General features: G+C 69.8%; 15 protein-coding genes. 7 read left to right on the top strand and 8 right to left on the bottom strand.

All coding sequences use genetic code 11. The features are described from left to right. The first annotated feature begins 43 nt into the window (after positions 1–43). Positions 44–868 (top strand): OmpA/MotB family protein, encoded by an 825-nt coding sequence (locus NR810_RS21480; protein ID WP_257455067.1) that lies wholly within the window; start codon positions 44–46, stop codon positions 866–868. A 57-nt stretch (positions 869–925) separates the two neighbouring features. Here NR810_RS21480 and mfd read toward each other — a convergent pair whose 3' ends face one another. The 4 genes from mfd to NR810_RS21500 all read right to left on the bottom strand — a co-directional run bounded on the left by mfd (position 926) and on the right by NR810_RS21500 (position 7512). After that, the gene (mfd, locus tag NR810_RS21485; RefSeq protein WP_257455068.1) at positions 926–4504 is read right to left on the bottom strand and encodes a transcription-repair coupling factor; all 3579 of its coding nucleotides are present in this window, start codon (positions 4502–4504) and stop codon (positions 926–928) included. Positions 4505–4623: 119 nt separating this feature from the next. Next, a complete protein-coding gene (locus tag NR810_RS21490) occupies positions 4624–4950 on the bottom strand; it encodes a c-type cytochrome (protein WP_257455069.1) in 327 nt (108 codons plus the stop codon). Between the two features lie 119 nt (positions 4951–5069). Continuing rightward, on the bottom strand, positions 5070–6113 hold the full coding sequence (locus tag NR810_RS21495; RefSeq protein ID WP_257455070.1) for a hypothetical protein: 1044 nt from the start codon (positions 6111–6113) through the stop codon (positions 5070–5072). Beyond that, the gene (locus tag NR810_RS21500) at positions 6088–7512 is read right to left on the bottom strand and encodes an MBOAT family O-acyltransferase (RefSeq protein WP_257455071.1); all 1425 of its coding nucleotides are present in this window, start codon (positions 7510–7512) and stop codon (positions 6088–6090) included. Before NR810_RS21500 ends, NR810_RS21495 begins: the two co-directional genes overlap by 26 nt. 173 nt (positions 7513–7685) lie before the next feature. Here NR810_RS21500 and NR810_RS21505 point away from each other — a divergent pair, with 173 nt between their 5' ends. Then, on the top strand, positions 7686–8825 hold the full coding sequence (locus tag NR810_RS21505) for an acyltransferase family protein (protein WP_257455072.1): 1140 nt from the start codon (positions 7686–7688) through the stop codon (positions 8823–8825). A gap of 21 nt (positions 8826–8846) precedes the next feature. Here the strand turns inward: NR810_RS21505 and NR810_RS21510 are convergent, their stop codons facing one another. The 4 genes from NR810_RS21510 to NR810_RS21525 form a co-directional block, all read right to left on the bottom strand. After that, a complete protein-coding gene (locus NR810_RS21510) occupies positions 8847–10775 on the bottom strand; it encodes an ArnT family glycosyltransferase (protein WP_257455073.1) in 1929 nt (642 codons plus the stop codon). Positions 10776–10972: 197 nt separating this feature from the next. Beyond that, entirely contained in the window at positions 10973–12550 is a 1578-nt protein-coding gene (locus NR810_RS21515; RefSeq protein ID WP_257455181.1) for a hypothetical protein, read from the bottom strand. 44 nt (positions 12551–12594) lie between these two features. After that, the gene (locus NR810_RS21520; protein ID WP_257455074.1) at positions 12595–12942 is read right to left on the bottom strand and encodes a P-II family nitrogen regulator; all 348 of its coding nucleotides are present in this window, start codon (positions 12940–12942) and stop codon (positions 12595–12597) included. Beyond that, entirely contained in the window at positions 12939–14288 is a 1350-nt protein-coding gene (locus tag NR810_RS21525; protein ID WP_257455075.1) for a bifunctional glycosyltransferase/class I SAM-dependent methyltransferase, read from the bottom strand. Before NR810_RS21525 ends, NR810_RS21520 begins: the two co-directional genes overlap by 4 nt. Positions 14289–14454: 166 nt before the next feature. Here NR810_RS21525 and NR810_RS21530 point away from each other — a divergent pair, with 166 nt between their 5' ends. From NR810_RS21530 to NR810_RS21550, 5 genes are read left to right on the top strand one after another with little or no spacing between them, the layout of a single operon-like run. Then, positions 14455–16650 (top strand): GumC family protein, encoded by a 2196-nt coding sequence (locus NR810_RS21530; protein ID WP_257455076.1) that lies wholly within the window; start codon positions 14455–14457, stop codon positions 16648–16650. 14 nt (positions 16651–16664) lie between these two features. After that, entirely contained in the window at positions 16665–17801 is a 1137-nt protein-coding gene (locus tag NR810_RS21535; RefSeq protein ID WP_257455077.1) for a glycosyltransferase, read from the top strand. Next, positions 17798–19192: a hypothetical protein gene (locus NR810_RS21540; RefSeq protein ID WP_257455078.1), complete on the top strand. Its 1395-nt coding sequence runs from the start codon at positions 17798–17800 to the stop codon at positions 19190–19192. The genes NR810_RS21535 and NR810_RS21540 overlap by 4 nt, the downstream gene beginning before the upstream one ends. Then, positions 19189–20304: a glycosyltransferase family 4 protein gene (locus NR810_RS21545; protein ID WP_257455079.1), complete on the top strand. Its 1116-nt coding sequence runs from the start codon at positions 19189–19191 to the stop codon at positions 20302–20304. Before NR810_RS21540 ends, NR810_RS21545 begins: the two co-directional genes overlap by 4 nt. Then, positions 20301–21467, top strand: a complete 1167-nt coding sequence (locus NR810_RS21550; RefSeq protein ID WP_257455080.1) for a glycosyltransferase family 4 protein — start codon at positions 20301–20303, stop codon at positions 21465–21467. The genes NR810_RS21545 and NR810_RS21550 overlap by 4 nt, the downstream gene beginning before the upstream one ends. Position 21468 lies beyond the last annotated feature (1 nt).

Here is a 21468-nt window from a genome sequence, read left to right on the forward strand (position 1 = left end):
AGTCGGTACCATTTGGGCTCAAACCATCTTGGGAGAGCTCAACATGAGAACCGGACTGATGACCGCGCTGTGCACGCTCGTGCTGACCACGGGGTGCGTCACCCAGGGCAAGTACGACCTGGCGATGCAGAACGCCCAGACGCTGGAGGAGCAGCTGAAGGCGGAGCAGGGCGCGCGGGCGGCGGCCGACGAGAAGGTGAAGGGGCTGGAGGAGCAGGTGGCCGGGCTGGAGCGGGACAAGGAGGCACTGGCCACGCGGCTCAACACCGCCGAGGCGAGGCTGACGGCGGGTGCGGCCGAGCGCCGGGCGCTGGAGCAGAAGAACGCCGAGCTCACCGCGCTCAATGACGAGCTGGCCAGCTCCAAGCGCAAGCTGACCGAGGCCAAGGAGGCGCTGGAGAAGAAGAGCGCCGAGTACGAGAGCCTGGCCAAGAGCCTGGAGCAGGAGATCTCCGAGGGGAAGATCGAGCTGTCCGAGCTGAAGGGCCGGATGACGGTGAACCTCAAGGACAAGATTCTCTTCGCCTCCGGCTCGGCGCGGGTGGGCAAGGAGGGGCAGGCGGCGCTGGCGAAGATCGCCGAGGCGCTCAAGGGGGTGCAGGGGAAGATCATCCGGGTGGAGGGGCACACGGATGACGTGCCGACGGATGCCAAGGGCCCGTTCCCGAGCAACTGGGAGCTGAGCCTGGCGCGGGCGATGGCGGTGGTGCGGTCGCTGCAGGACGCGGGGGTGGACCCCACCGTGCTCTCCGCCGCGGGTTACGGCCCGTACCAGCCGATCGCGGCCAACGACTCGCCGGAGAACCGCAGCCTCAACCGGCGCATTGAAATCGTCCTGGCGCCTGGGATGGGCACGGGCGGGCGCTGAGGCGCGCGGAACGGGTAGGCGTGAGGCGCGATGGGCAGGGCCATCGCGCCGGCCCGGCTATGCCTGCGGCAGGGCGCAGGTGCCGAGATCGCGCAGCACCTTCTTGGCCTCGGCGATGAGGGCCTGGTCCCGTATCTCGGCGCCCAGCTTCACCACCAGCTTCATGTCCGGGGTGAGCCGGTAGAAGCCCTTGGACTTCTGCACCAGCGCCGCCACCTTCATGCCGTCCAGCAGCGCGTCCGCGCCCAGCGTCACCACCAGCCGGCCCGGACCTCCCTCCAGCGCGCGCAGCCTCAAGTCCCGCATGTCGATCTTCAGCAGCGTCTGCTCCGAGAGGTTGTCCACCTCGTCCGGGGCCTCGCCGAAGCGATCCACCAGCTCGGAGCGCAGGTCCTGCACCTCGTCCGGATTGCTGGCCTGGCTGAAGCGCTTGTAGAACACCAGCCGCTGGTGCACGTCCGGCACGTAGTCGTCCGGGATGAGCGCGGCCAGGGGCATGGTGATCTCCGGCTCGATCTGAACCCGGGGCGGCTCGCCCCGCACCTCCGCCACCGCCTCCTCCAGCAGCTGCGCGTACAGGTCGAAGCCGATGGCCGAGATGGAGCCCGACTGCTCGGCGCCCAGCAGGTTGCCCGCGCCGCGGATCTCCAGGTCGTGGCTGGCGATGGTGAAGCCCGCGCCCAGCTCGGTGAAGCGCTGCAACACCTCCAGGCGGCGCTGCGCGTCCTTGCTGATCGTCGTCCGCGCCGGCACCAGCAGGTACGCGTACGCGCGCTCCTTCGAGCGGCCCACCCGTCCTCGCAGCTGGTAGAGCTGCGCCAGTCCGAACGTGTCCGCCCGGTTGACGATCATCGTGTTGGCGCTCGAGATGTCGATGCCGCTCTCGATGATGCTGGTGCACAGCAGCACCTGGTACTTCCGCTCGGTGAACTCCAGCATCGCCTTCTCGAGCTGGCCCTCGCCCATCTGCCCGTGCGCCACGCCGATGGAGACGTTCGGCACCAGCTTCTTGAGCGTGTCCTCCATCGCGGGCAGTGACTCCACCCGGTTGTGCACGAAGAAGACCTGGCCCCCTCGCGCCACCTCGCGCTCGATGGCGTCCTTGACGGTCTGCTCGTCGAACTTCATCACGAAGGTGCGGATGGCGCGCCGGTCCTGCGGCGGCGTCGCGATGATGCTCATCTCGCGCACACCCGACATCGCCATGTGCAGCGTGCGCGGAATCGGCGTCGCCGACAGCGTCAGCACGTCCACCATCGCCCGCAGCTTCTTGATCTGCTCCTTGTGCTTCACCCCGAAGCGCTGCTCCTCGTCCACCACCAGCAGCCCCAGGTCCTTGAAGGCCACGTCCCCACCCAGCAGCTTGTGCGTGCCGATGAGGATGTCCACCTTGCCGTCCTTGGCGCGCTTGAGGATCTCCCGCACCTCTTGCGGCTTCTTCATCCCGGAGATGACCTCCACCACCACCGGGTAGTCCTTGAAGCGCTTCTTGAAGGACAGGTAGTGCTGCTGCGCCAGCACCGTGGTGGGCACCAGCACCGCCACCTGCTTGCGATCCAACGTCGCCTTGAAGGCGGCCCGCATCGCCACCTCCGTCTTGCCGTACCCCACGTCACCGCAGACGAGCCGGTCCATCGGCTCGGACTTCTGCATGTCGCTGAGCACGTCCTCGATGGCCTTCGCCTGGTCCGGCGTCTCCTCGAACTCGAAGTCCGCCTCGAACTGGGCGAAGTACCGATCCGGTGCGCTGAAGGCGTGGCCCGGGTGCGCCCGGCGTGCCGCGGCGATGTTGAGCAGATCCGCCGCCATCTTGAGCAGCTGCTCCTTGACCTTCTTCTTCGTCTTCTCCCAGGACGTCGTCCCGAGCTTGTCCAGCGTCACCTTGGTGGGGTCTCCACCGGTGAACTTCTGGATGAGCCGCATGCGGCTCACCGGGAGGTAGATCTTGTCCCGGCCCGCGTACTCCAGGACGAGGAAGTCCCCGGGCACCCCGTTCACCTGCATCTTCGTCAGGCCCGCGTAGCGGCCCAGGCCGAAGTCGGTGTGGACGATGATGTCGCCTTCCTTCAGATCCTTGAAGCCCGCGGCGAAGGCATCCAGGCTCTTCGAGCGCCGCACGCGCCTGCGGGCCCGCGCTCCGAAGATCTCCTCGTCCGAGAGCACCGCCAGTCCACCGACTCCATCCACGAAGCCGTGGCTCACCTCGCCCGTGAAGAGGTGGGCATGCACCGAGGGCTCGTAGAGCTTCGATGCATCCACGAGCGGCTCGGTGTGGACGCGGACCATCACGTTGCGGTCCAGCAGCAGGCGCTTGAGCTTGTCCGCCTGGCTGAGCGAGCCGCACGCCACCGCGCAGGCGATGCGGGTGTCGCGCCAGCGCTGGAGTCGCTCGACGAGCGGCGTGAGCGCGCCCTCCTCTCCGTGGTGGGCGAGGATGGCCTCTCGCACATCCTGCGTGGTGCCGAAGGGGAAGTGCACCGGCGCCTCGCCCTGGGTGAGCGACAGGCCTCCGCCCTCCATCACGCGGAAGGCCGCGAGCCGCTCCTCCGCCTGCTCATGGGTGAGGAAGTGCTCCGCTGGCGGATAGGCGAGATCCTGCCGCGCGTCGGACGCCTCGGCGGAGCGCTCCACCTCCTTCCACAGCTCCCCGGCCACGCGCTCGAGGCCCATGGGGTCGTCCAGGTAGAAGAACGGCTCCGCGTGCCACCGCGTCAGGTAGTCGAAGAGGGTGCCCAGGCCTCCCTCGAAGAAGCCGGGCAGCAGCGCCTCCAGACCGAAGCCGGGCAGGCCCTCGCGGATGGCGTCGAGCCGCTCGCGCAGCTTCGTGGTGGGCAGGTTGATGCGGTCCGCCACGCTCCGGGCGGCGGCCTCGGCATTCGCGCGCGTCTGCTCGGAGAAGATGACCTCGCGCGCTGGCAGGAGGATGATCTCCTTGAGCGTGTCCACCGTGCGCTGCGTCTCCGGATCGAACGCGCGGATGGACTCGATGGTGTCGCCGAAGAACTCGATGCGGACGGGCTTCTCGTAGAGCGGGCTGAAGACGTCCACGAGACCGCCACGCACGGAGAAGGTGCCCAGGTCCTCGACCAGCGGGCTGGACTGGTAGCCCATGTTGGCCAGCTTGCGGGCGAGCTCGTCCCGGTCGAAGTCCTGGCCCACGACGAGGCGCTCGGACAGCTCGCCCATCACCTTCGGAGGCAGCACCTTGCGTAGCAGGCCGCGCAGCGAGAGCACCAGCGCGGGAAAGCGCGTGCCCTGGTGGAGGTGGAAGAGGGCGCCGAGCCGGTCCGCGACGACGTCCGCGTCCGGGGATAGCTCGTCGTAGGGGAGCACCTCGTCGGCCGGCAGGCGCAGGACGTGGGGCTCGAGCGGGGTGCCTCGCCCGCCCAGGAAGAAGGCGAGGTCATTCGCGAGGGCATCCGCGGACTCCTCGTCGGTGGTGACGCAGACGAGCGGCGCCTTCAGGGTGCGCGTCAGCTGGGCGAGCGCATGGCCTCGAGCGGCCCCCTGGAGTCCTTGCGTGCGGACACGCTGCCCGGCGCGCAGCAGCTCCAGCACTCGGGCGAAAGGGTCCCCAGCCATCGGAGGCGCACGCAGCGCCTCCACATCGAGCTTCTGGGTAAAAGGAGTGTCCATCCGTGGAGCGCCTCGGAGCGCCCCAGGGTAATTAGGAGCCGGATGGGTGTAGGTCAACGGGAGAGCGAGGGGCCCGGTTGGCGACAGTCGCCCAGGGCACCGGGCCTACAGCCACCTACTCAGCCCTTCTTGAAGGTGCGGACGAACTTCACCAGGGAGTCGATCTGCTCGGGGGTCAGCTTCTCCTTGTAGGGCTTCATCTTCTTGTTGCGGGGAGAGCCGTCGGAGATGACCTCGCGGATGTCCTCGTCGGTCTGGGCCTTCTGCCAGGCAGGCTGGGACAGGTCGACGATGGACTCCTTCTTGCCCATCTGGGTCTGCGCGCGGCCATCCGGTCCGTGGCAGGACTTGCACTTCTGCGTCCACAGCTCGGCGGCGGTTTCGTCGGAGGCGGAGGCGGTGGTGGCCAGGGAGAAGGACAGCAGCAGGGCAATCCGGGTCTTCATGTTGGGGGGGTCTCCTCGGAGGAGCGGATCGGGAAGGCGCTCAGTGTCGACCGGCCGGGAGGCCGGTGGCCAGAGGCAAACCACCCGGGGCCGTGCACCCGCACATCGCGTCCGGGTGGTCAGGGAGTGCGGGTAGCCAACCCGCCGGGTGCCTGGCGAAGCAGCTCCTGCCCGAGCAGGTGGGTGAACCCGGTGGCCGCGCGGGAGTCGAGGTGCGAGCCATCCGGGCACTCGAAGCGGGCCAGCGCGGGGCTGTCCTCGAAGGAGAGGCCCTGGCTGCCTGTACGCTCGAGGAGCCGCTCCCAGTACAGCGCACGCGGGTAGCGCGTGTCCTCGATGCGCCGCACCGTGCCCGAGGACACCATCCGCACGAAGACGACCTCTCCGCCGCGCGACCGGATGCGCTCCACCTGGGCGGATACCCGCTCCAGCAGGGCCTCCAGCTCGGCGGCCTCCGGCGTCCTCCCGTGCGCGTCCTGGTAGCGCCGCTCCCACGCGTGACGCAGGGCCGCGACGTCGACTCCCTCGAAGTGGGAGGGCTGGTGGCGGTCGGCCCGGGTGCGGTTGAGGGGCGGGGGCGGCAGCGTCCGGTTCACCAGCAGGTGGTGCAGCACCCCCTTGGGCTGTACGGCCGACAGCAGCACCACGAGGTGCTCCTGGAAGGGCAACCGCAACGCCGTCTCCCAGTCCTCCACGAAGGTGCGGTGGGCGTGTCGCGCCACGTACGAGGCGGGCCGCGCGCGCACCTCGTTCGGCTCCACCGAGAAGAAGAGCGTCGGGCTCACCTCGCACAGCACCAGCCCGCGGAAACGCTCATCCGCGGCGAGGTCCTCCAACACCGGCAGGCTGCTGGAGCCGCTGATGGAGAGCTGCATCACCCGTGCTCCACCCAGCGCCTGGGACAGCACCTCGGGCACCAGACCCACCTGGAACCGCGACGAGCCCAGCATCACCACGGCGCTCCCATCCCCCTCGCTCGCACGGGCCCGCTCCAGGGACCACAGCTCCGGGGTGTCCTTCACGCTCGGCTGGAAGCCGCGGACGCGCCAGCCCCACTCGGCGCCCGCCAGGAGGACTCCCGCCGCGAGCAGCGCCACCCACCACACCCGCCCCAGCGCGCCGGACGCGGGCGCCTCGCTAGAACTGGAAGTAGATGAACGCACGGTCGACTCCGGTGGCGGTGACGAGGGCCACGAGCATCACCGTCATGGCGCTCGCCGAGGCCCACCAGGGGACGGACGTGAACACCTCCGGCAGGGGCACGTCGCGGTAGCGCCACTGCGCGGCCAGCAGCGCGCCCACGGTGAGCACCGCCAGGCCCATGTCGAACTGGCTCAGCAGGCCGCCCGCGTCGGCTCCCGAGCCGCCCACCATGGCGCGCACCACGGTGAAGGCGGTGGCGAAGTCCGGGGCGCGGAAGAACACCCAGGCGAAGCAGACGCCCACGAACGTCACCGCCACGCCCGCGAACCGGCCCACGGGAGCCCGAGCCCAGCGCGGCTTCTCCAGCAGGGGCCGCAGCATGCGCTCGGCGATGAGGAACAGCCCGTGCAGCCCGCCCCAGACGACGAAGGTCCACGAGGCCCCGTGCCACAGCCCGCCCAGCAGCATCGTCAGCATCAGGTTGACGTGCGTGCGCGCGGGCCCGTGCCGGTTGCCGCCGAGCGGGATGTAGAGGTAGTCGCGCAACCAGCTCGACAGGGAGATGTGCCACCGGCGCCAGAAGTCGCTGAAGCCGATGGCCGCGTAGGGGCTCTGGAAGTTGTCCGGCAGGTGGAAGCCGAAGCACAGGGCCACGCCGATGGCGCACAGCGAGTAGCCCGCGAAGTCGCAGAAGATCTGCCCCGAGAAGGCGAGCGCCGCGCTCCAGGCCTCTCCACCCGAGGGCTTCGCGCCGGGGGCGAACACGGTGTCCACCAGCGGCGCGAGCAGCCCATCGGCGAGCACCGCCTTCTCGAACACGCCCAGCACCAGCAGCAGCAGACCCCACTGGAGCTGGGACGGGGTGGCGCGCCGCGGCTGGGTGCACTGGGGCAGGAAGTCGCGGGGCCGGACGATGGGGCCGGCCACCAGATGCGGGAAGAAGGTGAGGAAGAGGGCGAAGTCGAGGAACGAGTCCCAGGGCTTCTCGTGTCCCCGGTAGACGTCGAGGGTGTAGGCGAGCGATTCGAACGTATAGAAGGAGATGGCCACGGGCAGGACGACGTCCACCCGGGGAACGTGCAGGGGCACGCCGAGCGCGAGGAAGAGGGCGTTGGTGTTGTCCGCGAGGAAGGGCCCGTACTTGAAGAAGGCGAGCAGTCCGAGGTTGCTGGCGAGGCTCACTCCGAGCAGGGCCTTGCGCCAGGCGGGTGTCCGGGCCGAGGCGAGGGCGCGCGCGAGGAACCAGTCCAGGGTGATGGCGTACCAGAGCAGTGGCAGGAAGAGGGGATTCCAGGCCGCGTAGAAGAGGCTGCTCGCCACCAGCAGGTTGAGCTTCCGGACCCGCCACGTGAGCGGCAGGTGATGCAGCACGAGGCCGAGGGCCAGGAAGGCCAGGAACGACAGGGAGTTGAAGACCATGTGTGCCGGTGCCCCCGGCGGCCGATCTTCGGTGGCCCGGCGGGAGGCGCGCGGGCTCGGGGGGCCGCGAGGGGAGCTACCTGCCATTCAGGCAACAGTCCGGATGCAGGCTGTGTTCATTGACAGATGGGCCCGCGTTGGAAACCATCCGCCCCCCTGATGAAAGGTGCCGGGTGACATCGCCTCAGACGACGGAGCTGCAGCGGGCCAACTATCTCCCGACGCTCGATGGCTGGCGGGCCATCGCCATCATCGCCGTGCTGATCTGCCACGCGTCCGATGCGCCACTGCTCGCGCGTGAGGGGCCGGGGGGCTTCTGGCACGACCTCACCCGGTACGGCGCCGAGGGCGTGTCCCTCTTCTTCGGACTGAGCGGCTTCCTCATCACCTACCGGCTGTTGCAGGAGCAGCAGCGGACGGGCGGCATCAGCCTCCGGCGCTTCTACGGGCGCCGGGTCCTCCGCATCCTGCCGGCGTGCCTGGCCTACCTGCTGACGGTGACGGCGCTGACGGGCGCGGGGCTGCTGGCCGTCCACCGCGAGGACCTGCTCAGCTCGTTCCTCTTCTACCGGAACTACCTCTCGCCCGCCCAGGTCGGCACCTGGTACACGGGGCACTTCTGGACGCTGGCCATCGAGGAGCACTTCTACCTGCTCTGGCCCGGCCTGCTGGTGCTCGCTGGCTCGCGGCGCGCGCTCTGGCTCTCCGCCCTGCTGGGCGCGGGCGTGGCCTTCTGGCGTTGGATCGAAATCCGCTTCCATCCCACCGCGGCCTGGCTCACCCAGATGGACATGTCCGTGCGGACGGACATCCGCATCGACGGCCTGCTGTGGGGCGCGTGCGTGGCGCTGCTGCTCTTCCACGGCTCGCGGGAGCAGTGGCTGCGCAAGCTGTTCGCCTCGCGGTGGACCTGGGCGGCCCTGGTGGTGCTGGCCGCCATCTGTCTGAAGGGCTCGTTGCTGCCGTTCAACGGCATGTGGTGGGCGCTGCTCATCCCCTTCTTCTTCGTGGGGACCGTGCTCCATCCCACGGGGCTGCTCGGCAGGCTGCTGGAGTCCCCGGTCCTCACCTGGGTGGGGCGGCTCTCCTACAGCCTCTACCTGTGGCAGCAGCTCTTCCTGGTGGGCGCGGTGATGAAGCGCCCGCTGCCCTTCGGCCCGTTCCAGGAGCTGCCGCTGAACATCGTGGCCGCCTTCGCCTGCGCGGCCCTCAGCTACTACGCGCTGGAGAAGCCGCTGGTGGGCGTGGGCAAGCGCCTGTTCTCGGCGGGCGAGCGGCGGGCCCCTGGGGCCGAGCCCTCCTCCGCGCGGTAGCCCCAGGCGCTTCGGTAGGGTTCAGGGCACGAAGACCCAGGCCGAGCCGAACGTGTGGGCCTCGTGCGTGCTGCCCCGGTAGCGCGCCACCTGGGCCTCGCCACACTGGAAGCAGACGATGGCGTCCGGCGAGAAGCCCGGATCGGCGAGCCGGCTCGAGACGTTGCGCACGTCCACGTTCTCCACCCGGATGGGGGAGGGCGAGCCGGAGAGCAGCGCCCAGAGGGGGTACTCGCGCTGGTTGTTGGCATCGCCTCCGAAGACGAGGCCGACGCGCGTGCGCCCGTGCTCCAGGACGTAACGGGCCGCTCCCTCGTAAGCGTCCCGGTCGCCGGTGTCGCTGAAGTACTGCTCCTGCCGGCTCCGCGTGAGGATGGAGTTGTGGCCCACGAGCGGCCGGGTCTCGTTGCCCAGGGCCCAGACGAACGAGGCCAGCAGCAGGACGAGCATCACGGCGTCGGCCCGGCGCTGCTTCCAGTGCTCGGCGAGCCCCACGGCCACCACCGGGGCGCTCAGGATGAAGAGCGGCAGGTGGAGCCGGCTGTTCCAGGGCTGCCACTTGAGCGCCAGGCAGAAGATGAGGAAGCCTCCCACGAGCGCGGCGAGGTAGGCCCGCTGCTCGCCCGGAGTCCGGCGCCACCGCCAGAGCAGCACGCAGGCCGTGGCCAGGAAGAGGACGAAGTGCAGGGGGTTGCCCGCGTAGTTCTCGTTGCGGAAGGCCCCCGCGAGCCCGGCGGTGAACGAGGTGGTGACCCAGGTGGTGCGCGGGTCGTTCACGTCGAAGCCGATGAGCCGGTGCACCCCGCGCACGAGCCGCTCGGTGAAGTGGACGTTGAAGCGCCCCACCGGTGTGCCCAGGTGCAGTGCCGCGTTCCTCAGCGTGTTGGACACGAGCGCCGAGGGCGACAGCACCTCGTTGTAATAGACGTACGAGTCGCCCTCCTTGTAGACGTTGACCTCGCCCGCGGGACCCGTGGGACGGCCGTAGAGATGGTAGTTGCGCAGGTAGTGCCCGCTGCTCGGCGCGAGCGTCAGCACCGAGATGACGAGCGCGGGCACGAGCAGCCGCCGGAAGGACTCGCGCGAGCGCAGCATGTCCACGGCGAACCAGAGCACGAAGGGGAAGGCGTAGAAGTACGCCGTCATCTTCGTGAGGATGGCCAGACCGAGGCTCGTGCCCGTGGCGAGCACGAGGCCCCAGGTCACCCGCTCCCGCAGCCGCAGGAGGCTGTAGACGAAGCACAGCAGCCAGAAGGCGTGCACGTGCTCGTTCTTGGTGCTCGAGGCCTGGAGGATGCCCATGGGCACGGTGGCGGCGAAGACCGCCGCCCATGCCTGCACCGGGGGCCGGGCGCCCAGCCGTGCCGCCACCAGCGACACCGCCACGAGGTTGAAGGCGAGGAAGGTCCACTGCACCAGGTTGGCGAAGCGGTCGCCTCCGCTGAGCACCTGGAGGTGGAGGATGATGAGCTCGGCGCCCGGGTTCTGATGGAGCTGCGCCAGCACGTGCGTGGGGTAGTGCGCGATGCTCCGGTTCTGCGCCCAATGGGCCACCCGGCTCATGTGGTAGTACAGCGAGTCCCCCGTGTTCGGCGGCGCCACCAGTGCCGTCACGCCGATGGCGAGCAGCAACAGCGCCAGCAGGCCGAACGCGAGCCGTGTGGCGGGCTCTCGCGGCGACTCGGGCTTCTCTTCCGGGGTGGACCCGGTTGCGCTCCGGCGCCGGAGCACGAGGAGCCATCCCGTGAGTCCTGCGACGACGACGCCCCAGAATCCCAGGAGCGAGGCGAAGGTGATGAGCTCGAAGAGGCTCAGCACTTCCGTGACGACCGTGAGCGCGAGCGTCCACACGAGGACCGCCCAGAGCAGCGCGGGGCGGCGTCCGGCACCGAGGTGCCTGCACACCAGGTACAGGAGCGTGAGGGCAAGCGGGAGAAGCAGCGCGGGCATTCAGAGAGGTTTCTAGATGGACAGGGTTGTGTTGCGCATGCTCCCTCTCCCTCTGGGAGAGGGCGGGGGGTGAGGGTAGTCGCCTCCGTGTTCCGATGCCCGTGTGGCCCGCGGGATGGGAAATACCCTCACCCTAGCCCTCTCCCAGAGGGAGAGGGGACATGCACGGTATGTCCGGTGGGTTCACGGATTCTCCATCAATTGCTGGTGGGGGAGGGCCAGAACTCCACCATTCGGCCGGGCGGCGCGAGCCATTGCTGCTTCAGGAAGCGCACCGCCCCCCGGTCCGCGTCATGGTGCCTCACCGTCACCACCTGTGCACCGAGCAGCGCGGCGAGCATCGCGAGCCCCGCTACCAGGGGGACCGGGCCGGGCACGCGGGCCTCGAGCCACACCAGCCGCACGAAGACCCACCCAGCCAGTCCGAGCAGCGCCAGGAGGAGCAGCACGCCGGCCACGGGATTCCCCATCCCCATGAACTGCGGGAGGCTCGGCGGCAGGTAGCCGTCCTTCAACAGCGGCACCGCCAGCCCGAGGAACGCGTTGGACACGTCATCGGGGATGTAGTTGACGAAGGTGGCCGCGCCCGTGAACACGAGGGACGCGGTGCACAGCGCCGCGCTCGCGCCCAGCAGCGCCGGCCGGTCTCCGTTCCGCAGCCGCTCCAGCAGCAGGCCCGCGGGCAGCAGCAGGAAGGGCACCAGTCCCGTCAGGTGACGGGGACCCGTCGTCCAGCCCCACGAGTCATACGAGAAGGACGACGTGAAATACGTGTACCCGGCGAGCAGCGCCACCACGAGCCACAGGTGCGCCCGCATCTCCACGCGGGTGCGTGCCTCTCGCCACAGCACCACCACCCCGGGCAGCGCGAGCAGCAGGAAGGGCGACAGGGTGAACAGCCCCCGCAGCGGCGAGAAGAACGAGAGGAAGAACGCGCGCGGATCCGGATAGCGGATGCCCAGGAATCCGCCCAGGTGCCACGGCTGATAGGCCGCGTCGTTGAGATGCTTGTACCCGCTCTCCAGCGGGTGTCCGAAGGCCGCCTGGTGGTACAGCATCAGCCCCACCACGAAGGGCAATGCCCCCAGCGTGGCCAGCGCGGCCCCCCGTCCCAGCCGTACCCACCGCGCGCGCACCGGCTCCTCGCGCCACAACACCGTCAGCACCGCGTACAGCACCAGCCCGAGCACGCCCAGCGCGCCGGTGTACTCGGCGGCCACCGTGGCCCCCGCGCACGCGCCCACCACCAGATAGCCCCGCTCACGCCACTCGCCGCGAGCCAGCCGCCACAGCGCGTAGAAGCCGCCGAACAGCAGCACCGCCGTCGTCTGGTGGCTCATGAAGAGCAGCGAGTAGCTGAACGCCAGCGAGCCCAACCCGTACGTCACCGTCACCGCGTCCGCCACCGCCGGGGACAGGTACGCAAGCAGGAAACGGCGCACGAGCCACAACATGAACAGCGTGGGCAGCACGGTGAGGAACAGCCGGCTGAAGAAGACGAGCGGCACCTCGGGCACGGCGTAGAGGAAGTCACCGCCCCACCACCGCAGCACCCCGTAGACCGGCACCGCGGCGAAGGACAGCAGCGGCGCCTTGGACGGGTAGTACCTCCCGTCCTTCACCGACAGGTCTCCCACGTAGCCGAAGTCCTGCAGGGCCCGGTTGATGTCCAGCGTCCCGTACTCCACCAGCGCGCGCGTCTGCCACAACCGGCACAGCTCGTTGGGCGAGCGCAGGCCCGGGTGGTACGGGAACAGCAAGACGTACAACGCCACTACCACCGCGTACACCGCTCGCGGTGCTCGCGAGGGCAGGGGACTCACAGCGCGTCGCTACCGCGCTCCCCCGTGCGGATGCGCACGGCCTCGTCCACCGGCAGGACGAAGATCTTCCCGTCGCCAATCTTCCCGTCGGGGCCCGAGCGCGCCGCGCGCACGATGGCGTCCACCACGCGCTGCACCAGGTCGTCGTCCACCACCACCTCCACCTTCACCTTGGGGAGGAAGTCCACCACGTACTCGGCGCCCTTGTAGAGCTCCGTGTGGCCCTTCTGCCGGCCGAACCCCTTCACCTCCACCGCGGTGAGACCGTGCACGCCCACCTCGTGAAGGGCGTCCTTCACGTCATCCAGCTTGAACGGCTTGATGATGGCTTCGATCTTCTTCATGCGGCACCTCCAGTGGCGCGCGCCACCGCGAAGAGGCTCATTCCCACGGGCAGCTTCACCTGACTCTCGGCTCGCGCCAAGAACGGAGCGATGCGGTCATACACCTTGAGCTGCAACTTCGGTACCGAGCGGCGGCGCATCACCCGGCTGTTCATGAACCAGCCCGGAATCCCCACCAGGTTCATCCACTCGAGCCGCTCCACCTCGAAGCCGTTGCCCTCCAGCACGGAGCGCAGGCCGGGCATCGTGTAGCGCCGGTGGTGTCCCACCGCCTCGTCGATGGCCCCGAAGAGCTGCGGCAGCGCCGGCACCAGCACCACCACCCGGCCGCCCGGGGGCAGGATCTGCCGGAAGCGCCGCACCGCCGAGGCGTCGTCCGGGATATGCTCCAGCACGTTGGACAGCACGATGGTGTCCAGCCGCTCGGCCTTCAGCGACTCCCAGTCCGCGAGCGCCACGTCCGACAGGTACGGCCTGACGTGCGGCCGGCCGCGGAACTTGTTGCGCAGCCGGTCCACGTAGAAGCGGTCCACCTCGAGCGCGATGAGCAGCTCCAGCCCCGGCTCCAGCTGCTCGGTGATGGTGCCGATGCCCGCGCCAATCTCCAGCACGCGCCGGCCCAGGTGCTCGCGGAAGCGCTGGCCCAGCCACGCGTTGTAGTTGCTGGCGCCGTCCATGCGCTCCAGCGTGTTGTAGCCCTCGTGCTGGTTGTCCGCGTCGTTGCGTACCGTGGCGTAGCGCATCAGCGTGCGCAGCCGCGCCAGCTGCGAGGCCAGCGGCTGGTGCGGCGCCGTGTCCAGCACCAGCGGCACCTCGGCCAGCCGGAAGAGCTGCGCCGCCAGCTTCACGACGATCTCCGCGTCCACCGAGTCATCCTCGCTGGTGAGCGACACCGACTTGAGCGCCTCGGTGCGGAAGGCGCGCTGGCCAGAGAGCGGATCCGTCAGCGACACGTCCGTGACGAAGCGGGTGACGTGACCCAGGGCCTTGTCCGCCAGCACCTCCGCGTCCCGCGAGGGCATCCGCCGGCTGCCGAAGACCGCGTCCGCCGCGTCCTCGCGGATGGGCCGGCACAGCGCCTCGTACGACTCCAGCGGGTAGGCCGTGTCCGCGTCCTGGAGGACGGTGATATCTCCCGTCACCCGGCCGAGCGCCGCTCGGATGGCCGCTCCCTTGCCAGGCAGCCCCGGGAGCACGTTCACGTTCGGCCCGGAGGGCACATCGAGCGGCCCCTCTCCGGCGAGGATGACCTCGGCCCCCCGGGCGGCGAGCAGGTGGGCGAAACGGGAGGCGGCCGGGGCGGACGCGGGGGTGAAGGGGATGATGAAGGAGGGAGACGGACTCACGCCCGCGTGACTACCACACGGCGGGCGCGGGTGCTCGGGCGGACGGCGGGCGTGTGTTAGGAGGGCATCCGGGCGAGGCGGTGAAGATTGACCCACCCGTCCTCCCGGGGCACTCTGGCCCCTTCGCCACGGCGCGGGTACGCCCGCGTTCCGGCAGGAGAGCGACGTGGAAGAGACCCCCAACGAGGCCCCCGAGGCCCAGGAGCCCGCGCTGGACGTCATGCAGTACGTCCGCGCGCTCTGGCGCCGCAAGTGGCTCATCGTCGGCGTGACGGCCGTGATGGCCCTGGTCGGCACGCTCTACACCCTGCGCCAGCCGAAAATCTATTCGACCAGCACCTCCCTCATCATCGACGTCGCCGCGCCCCGCGTGCTCGACACCGAGGTCAAGGAGGTCATGGGCGACGAGCGCAGCAACTACTGGGCGAACAAGGAGTACTACCAGACGCAGAACGAGGTCATCACCTCGCGCGCGGTGGCCTCCCGGGTGGTGGACAGGCTGGGCCTGCAGAACGACGCGGCCTTCCTCGGCGTGGAGGGCATCAAGGACGAGGAGGCGCGCAAGAAGGCCATGGCCTCCATCGACGCGGTGGGGCTGGTGCGCTCGCGCATCAACGTCATCCCCTCGGTCAACTCGCGCGTGGTGCGCATCGCCGTGGAGGACGTGGACCCCGACCGCGCGGCGCGGCTGGCCAACGAGGTGGCCGAGGCCTACATCGCGGAGAACCTCAACCTGCGCTTGAAGACCACCGAGGGCGCCAGCGCCTGGCTCGAGGAGCGGATGAGCGAGCTAGGGGCGCGTGCCAACGGCAGCGAGCTGAACCTCTTCAAGTTCAAGCGCGGCGCGGACATGCTCTCCATGTCCATCGACAAGAAGGGCGCGCCGCAGCAGAGCACGGCGAAGCTGGCGTACGACACGTACATGGCCACGCTCATCGCGGTGCGCACGAAGATCGCCGGGCTCCAGGCCCGGGTGGACTCCATGCGCCAGCTGCGCAAGAGCGCCAGCCCCGAGTCGGAGCACTGGGCCGAGGGCCTGTCGGAGGCCAGCGAGGGCGCCCTGCGCGACCTGCGCACCCGGGTGCTGGAGCAGCGCACCGCCTGCGTGGAGCTGTCCGGGCGCTATCTGCCGGATCACCCCAAGATGCAGGAGTGCCAGCAGAAGCTGTCCGTGATGCAGCAGGAGCTGCGGCGCAGTCTGGAGAACCTCGTGCGCGGCGCGGAGACGGACCTGGCGGCCGCCCAGGCCAACGAGCGCAACCTCCTGTCGCTGGTGGAGAAGGCCAAGGCCGAGGCCTTCCAGGTGACGGAGAAGGAAATCCAGTACGAGAAGCTCCAGCGCGAGGCGGAGAACGACCAGCGCATGTACGAGATGGTCCTCAAGCGCTTCAAGGAGCTGGAGGTGTCGGGCCTGCTGCGCACCAGCAACGTGCGTGTGCTGGACCCGGCGCTGCCCAACCGCGTGCCGGTGCGGCCCAACACCCGCAACTCGGTGCTGCTCTTCGTCATGCTGGGCCTGCTGGGAGGCGTGGCGGTGGTGCTGGGGCTGGAGTTCCTCGACGCGAGCGTGGCCAGCCGCGCGGACGTGGAGGAGCGGCTGGGGCTGTCCTTCATCGGCGTCATGCCGCCGCTGGTGCCCAGGGACGGAGGCCCGGTGGACCTGTACATCCATCGCCACCCGCGCTCGCCGGCGGCGGAGATGTGCCGGGCCATCCGCACCAACCTGCTCTTCATGTCTCCGGACAAGCCCTTCCGCACGATGGTGGTGAGCTCCGTCGAGCCCTCCGACGGCAAGTCCACGGCCGTCATCAACCTGGGCATGGTGATGGCGCAGACGGGCACCCGGGTGCTGTTGATGGACACGGACCTGCGCCGGCCGCGCCTGCACCGGGCCTTCGGCGTGCCCGACGACGTGGGCGTCAGCTCCCTGGTGGTGGGCGAGGGCTCGCTGGAGGGCGCCATCAAGCCCACCGACGTGCCCAACCTCTTCGTCCTGCCCGGCGGGCCGCTGCCGCCCAACCCCGCCGAGCTGCTCCACACCCGCGCCTTCTCCGAGCTGCTCGGCAAGCTGCGCGAGCGCTTCGACTGCATCCTGCTGGACAGCCCGCCCCTGGGGCCCGTGTCCGACGCGCTCGTCCTCTCCAAGCAGACGGACGGCATCCTCCTGGTGCTCAAGGCCGGCACCACCCACCGCGAGAAGGCCAAGCGGGCCATCCGCTCGCTGCGCGACGTGAAAGCCCACATCATCGGCGCTCTTCTCAACCACGTGGACATGAAGAATGGTAGGTACGGGGGCGAGTACGGCGGTTACAACTCCTACCTCGGCTACGGCGGCGAGCGCGACGAGCGCACCGTCTCCTGAGAAGCGCTCCGGCGATGAAGGTCCTCCAACTCGGCAAGTACTACGCCCCCTACCGGGGCGGCATGGAGACACACCTGTCGGGCCTGTGCGAGGAGCTCGTGGGCCGCGTGGAGCTGGAGGTGCTCGTCTCCAACACGGTCCCGCGCACGGTGCACGAGGTGGTGCGTGGCGTGTCCGTCACCCGCTGCGCCGAGCTGGTCAAGGTGGCCTCCACCTCGCTCAACCCCACGCTGCCGCTGGAGCTGTCGCGGCGCCGGTATGACCTGCTGCACATGCACTTCCCGCACCCCATGGCGGTGATGGGGTACCTGGGGAGCGTGCGGCCGAGGCGGCACGGGCTCGTCATCACCTACCACAGCGACGTGGTCCGACAGAAACGGCTGCTGAAGCTGTACGGGCCCTTCATGCGGCGGGCGCTGGAGCGCGCGGACGCCATCCTGGTGGGCTCGCCCAACTACGTGGAGACGTCCGAGGCGCTGCGCCCGCACCGGGCGAAGTGCCACGTGGTGCCCTTCGGCATCGACGTGACGCGCTTCACGCGCACGCCCGAGCGCGAGGCGGCCGCCGCGGCCGTGCGGGCCCGGTACGGCGGGGCGCCGCTGCTGATGGGGGTGGGGCGGCTCGTCTATTACAAGGGCTTCGACCACGCCATTCGCGCGCTGAGCCAGGTGGCGGACGCGCACCTGCTGCTGGTGGGTGAGGGCCCGCTGCGCGCGGAGCTGGAGGCGCTGGCCCGGGAGAGCGGCGTGGCCGGGCGCGTCCACTTCCTCGGGAACCTGGGGGACGAGGCGCTCCTGTCGCTGTACTACGCGTGCGACGCCTTCGTGCTGTCCTCCGTCACCCGCGCCGAGGCCTTCGCGCTGGTGCAGCTGGAGGCCATGGCCTGCGGGCTGCCCATCATCAACACCGCGCTGGATTCGGGAGTGCCCTTCGTCAGCCGCCACGAGGAGAGCGGGCTGACCGTGCCGCCGGGAGACGAGGCGGCGCTGGCCGCGGCCATGAAGCGGATGCTGGCGAACCCCGAGCAGCGGCGGGCCTGGGGTGAGGCGGGCCGCGCACGCGTGCTGGCCGAGTTCACCCAGGCGCGCATGGGCGAGCGTGTGCTCGACGTGTACCGGCGGGTCCTGGACGGAGGAAGGGCGCGGCGATGATCGGCCTGCTGCTCACGGTGCTGGCCATCGTCGTGACGATGTTCGCCACGCGGCGTGCCGTCGGCCATGGGCTGGGCGCGCTGATGCTGTTCGGCTACTTCTACGGCATCCTCCGCGCGCGCTTCCTGGATGGCTTCTCGCACTTCATCTGCGACGGCGCGGTGCTGGGGCTCTACCTGGCCTTCTTCACCGGGCGGCGCAAGGCGGTGCGGGTCGGCCGGGACGGTCTGACGCTGAAGCTCTGGGTCAAGGTGCTGATGATCTGGCCCCTGTGCACCATGCTGCTGTCGCCGCTCTTCGACTCGCAGCACTTCTTCATCCAGATCGTCGGCCTGCGGGTGGCCATCCTCCTGTTGCCGCTCATCACCATCGGCGCGAGCCTGGACGACGAGGACCTGGACCGGCTCGGCGAGTGGATCCTGTGGCTCAACCTGGTGGCGTTCGCCTTCGCGCTGGCGGAGCTGCGCTTGGGGCTGGAGCCCTTCTTCCCGCGCAATGCCTCCACCGCCATCATCTATCTCTCCACGGACGTGGGAGACGAGGGACTGCCCCGCATCCCGTCCACCTTCAACAACGCGCACTCCTTCGGGGGCACGATGCTGATGACGCTGCCGATGCTCCTGCGCCGGTGGCACCGGCGCCCGCGGGGCCGCCTCCTCACCGCCGCCGTGCTGGTGTGCAGCGTGCTGTGTCTCTTCATCTGCGCGGCGCGCCAGCCCGTGGTGCAGCTCCTGGCCATCATCCTGCTGCTGCTGCTCTTCACCCGCGTCTCCCTCAAGGTGATTGGCTCGGTGCTGGCACTTGGCGTGGTGGTGGGCCTCGTCGTCATGCAGAACCCGCGCTTCCAGCGCTTCGCGACGCTGCAGGACACCGAGTACGTGTCCGAGCGCGTGTCCTGGAGCGTCAACAGCAGCTTGATGGATGTCGTCACGAACTACCCGCTGGGCAACGGTCTGGGTAGCGCCGCGGGCACGAGCATCCCCTTCTTCCTGCTGGACCTGGCCAGGCCCCAGCACGGTCTGGAGAACGAGTTCGGCCGCATCGCCATGGAGCAGGGCATCATCGGGCTGCTCATCTGGATGGGTTTCCTCCTCTGGCTCGTCACCCGCATCCCGCCGCGACGCCGCGGCGCCTCGCTGGTGGCGGACCGGATGATCTGGCTGACCATGGGAGTGATGTGGATGACGGCCTTCATCGGCACGGGCCTGCTCTCCTCCGTGCCCGGCTCCGCGATGCTGCTGCTCTGGATGGGGGCCGTGGTGGGGATGCGGCGTCCGGCTCCCGCGGCCAGACCCCGGCAGGCCGCCGCTCGTGCGCCCGTTCCCGCTCCCGCCGGGCCGCCCCCTCCTCCGGCCTTGCCGGTGGGTTCCCTGGAGGCGGTGCGCCGATGAAGATCGCCCTGGTGGTGCACGACTACGAGCGCGGCTTCGGTCACAGCCGCTACGTCGTCGAGCTGGCCGAGCGCTTCCGCCAGAAGCACGAGGTGCATGTCTTCGCCGACCGCATCGACCGGAGCGGCTCGGAGGGCATCACCTTCCACCACGTGCCCGCGGTGCGCACCACCGCGCTGGTCAGCGTGCTGTCCTTCTATGCGTCCGCCACGCTCCAACTGGGACGCGCCCGGGGTTTCGACATCATCCACGGCCAGGGGCTCATCGCCGCGCAGGCCAACGTCCTCACCGCGCACATCTGCAACCGCTCGTGGTTCCAGGCCCAGCGCGCGCTCGGCTACGACTACACCCCGCGCCAGCGCATCTTCGAGAACGTGCTGGTGCCGCTGGAGGACCGGCTCTACCGGAAGTCCGGCGCTTCCGTCATCGCCATCTCCCACAGGCTGGAGGAGGAGCTGCGCACCCTGCACGGGAGCCGGGCCCCCATCCACGTCGTTCCGCACGGCGTGGACGTGGAGCGCTTCCACCCCTCGCTGCGCGGGCAGGTGCGGAGCGAGGTGCGCGCGCGGCTCGGCATCGCGCCGGAGGAGCGGTGCGCGCTCTTCGTGGGAGACCTGCGCAAGGGCGCCGCCGTCACCGTGGAGGCGCTCTCCCGTGTCCCGGACCTCTCGCTGGACGTGGTCACCCGGAGCGACACCGCCTCGCTGCGCGCCCGGGTGGAGCGGCTCGGGTTGGGCAAGCGGGTGCGTTTCCACCCGCCCACGGCCACGGTCGAGCGCTTCTATGCCGCGGCGGACCTCTTCGTCTGCCCCACGCCGTATGACGCCTTCGGCATGGTCGTCACCGAGGCCATGGCCTGCGGGCTGCCCGTCATCGTCTCGCGAGCCGCCGGGGCCTCCGAGCTCATCACCCACCGCGAGGACGGGCTGCTGCTGGAGGACGCCGGGGACATCGAGGGGCTCGCGGCGGGCCTGCGGGAGCTGGCCGTGGACAGGGACTTCGCGGAGCGCGTGGGCCGGGCGGCACGGGCCCGGACGGAGACGCTGACCTGGGATGAAGTGGCGAGGCGGACGCTCCAGGTGTACGAGCAGGTGCTGGAGAGGCGTGCATGACGACCCCCACCCGCCGCCGGCTGGTGTTCATTTGCGAGAGTGGTACCGACGTGCGTCTGGTGACGGGGCTGAAGCAGCGCTTCGAGCTGACGCTGCTGCTGCGCCCCGCCTTCGGACCGCGCACCATCAACTGGAAGGACGAGGGCCCCGAGCCCGTCCGCATCGTGGAGGGGCCCGCCGGGCGGGTCGCCTTCGCCGCGTACGCCGGGGCGTGGCTCCTGCGGCACCGCGCGGAGTTCGACGCCGTGCTGGCGCAGAACGCGGGCGTGGCCTCGCTGGCCGCCAACGTCACGCGTGGCGTCACCCGTGCTCCCACGTACCTGCTCATCTGCAGCCCCAACATCGCCTACTTCCAGTGCCGCTACTCGCGCGGGGAGATTGGCCTGCCGGCCTATGTCGCCGGGCGCACGTTGTTGGAGGCGGCACGTGCGGCCAACGCGCTGCTGGCGGATCGCTACCTCGTCCTCAGTGACTACCTGGGGCGCGAGGTGTCACTCGGGCGGACGGAGAAGGTGCGCCTGGTGCCCCTCTACGGGGTGGACACGTCGCGCTTCACGCCGGTGTCCGCCGAGGAGAAGCGGCGGCTGCGCGCGAAGCTGGGCCTGCCCGAGGAGGGCTTCCTCATCTTCTTCTCCAGCCGGGTGGCCCCGGAGAAGGACACCGAGTCGCTCCTGGATGCCTGTGCCCTGCTGCGTGCGCAGGGGCGCTCCTTCTGGATGCTCAACCTGAGTGGTGGGCACAAACGGCTGAAGGAGCTGGCCATGGAGCGGGGCCTGGGGAACTGCACCCTCGCTCGTGACGCGGTGGACCCGATACGCGAGCTGCCCGCGTACTACCAGGCCTCGGACGTGTGCGCGCAGGTGTCGCTGGAGGAGGGGCTCGGGTTCTCTCCGCTCGAGGCGCTGGCGTGCGAGGTGCCCGTGGTGGCCACGTCCGTTGGCGGACTGCGGGAGACGATCGTCGATGGCGAGACGGGCCTCTCCGTTCCGGTGCGCTCGCCCCGGAGGCTCGCCGCGGCCCTGGCCCGGGTGATGGACGAGCCGGAGACGTTCCTCGCCATGGCCCGGAACGGGCGGCGCATGGTCCAGGAGCGTTTCGAGGCCTCGCGCTGCTTCGATGCCTTCGCCGGGCTGGTGGAACAGGAACTGGCCTCCCGGCGCTGAG

The sequence above is a fragment of the Archangium lipolyticum genome (assembly GCF_024623785.1).
GTDB classification, from domain to species: domain Bacteria; phylum Myxococcota; class Myxococcia; order Myxococcales; family Myxococcaceae; genus Archangium; species Archangium lipolyticum.

Bases quoted from the DNA above. Each gene is read 5' to 3' on its own strand.
- NR810_RS21545 (WP_257455079.1), top strand. From the start codon at position 19,189: ATGAAGATCGCCCTGGTGGTGCACGACTACGAGCGCGGCTTCGGTCAC.
- NR810_RS21520 (WP_257455074.1), bottom strand. From the start codon at position 12,942: ATGAAGAAGATCGAAGCCATCATCAAGCCGTTCAAGCTGGATGACGTG.
- NR810_RS21500 (WP_257455071.1), bottom strand. From the start codon at position 7,512: ATGGTCTTCAACTCCCTGTCGTTCCTGGCCTTCCTGGCCCTCGGCCTC.
- NR810_RS21510 (WP_257455073.1), bottom strand. From the start codon at position 10,775: ATGCCCGCGCTGCTTCTCCCGCTTGCCCTCACGCTCCTGTACCTGGTG.
- NR810_RS21480 (WP_257455067.1), top strand. From the start codon at position 44: ATGAGAACCGGACTGATGACCGCGCTGTGCACGCTCGTGCTGACCACG.
- NR810_RS21535 (WP_257455077.1), top strand. From the start codon at position 16,665: ATGAAGGTCCTCCAACTCGGCAAGTACTACGCCCCCTACCGGGGCGGC.
- NR810_RS21490 (WP_257455069.1), bottom strand. From the start codon at position 4,950: ATGAAGACCCGGATTGCCCTGCTGCTGTCCTTCTCCCTGGCCACCACC.
- NR810_RS21550 (WP_257455080.1), top strand. From the start codon at position 20,301: ATGACGACCCCCACCCGCCGCCGGCTGGTGTTCATTTGCGAGAGTGGT.
- NR810_RS21540 (WP_257455078.1), top strand. From the start codon at position 17,798: ATGATCGGCCTGCTGCTCACGGTGCTGGCCATCGTCGTGACGATGTTC.
- mfd (WP_257455068.1), bottom strand. From the start codon at position 4,504: ATGGACACTCCTTTTACCCAGAAGCTCGATGTGGAGGCGCTGCGTGCG.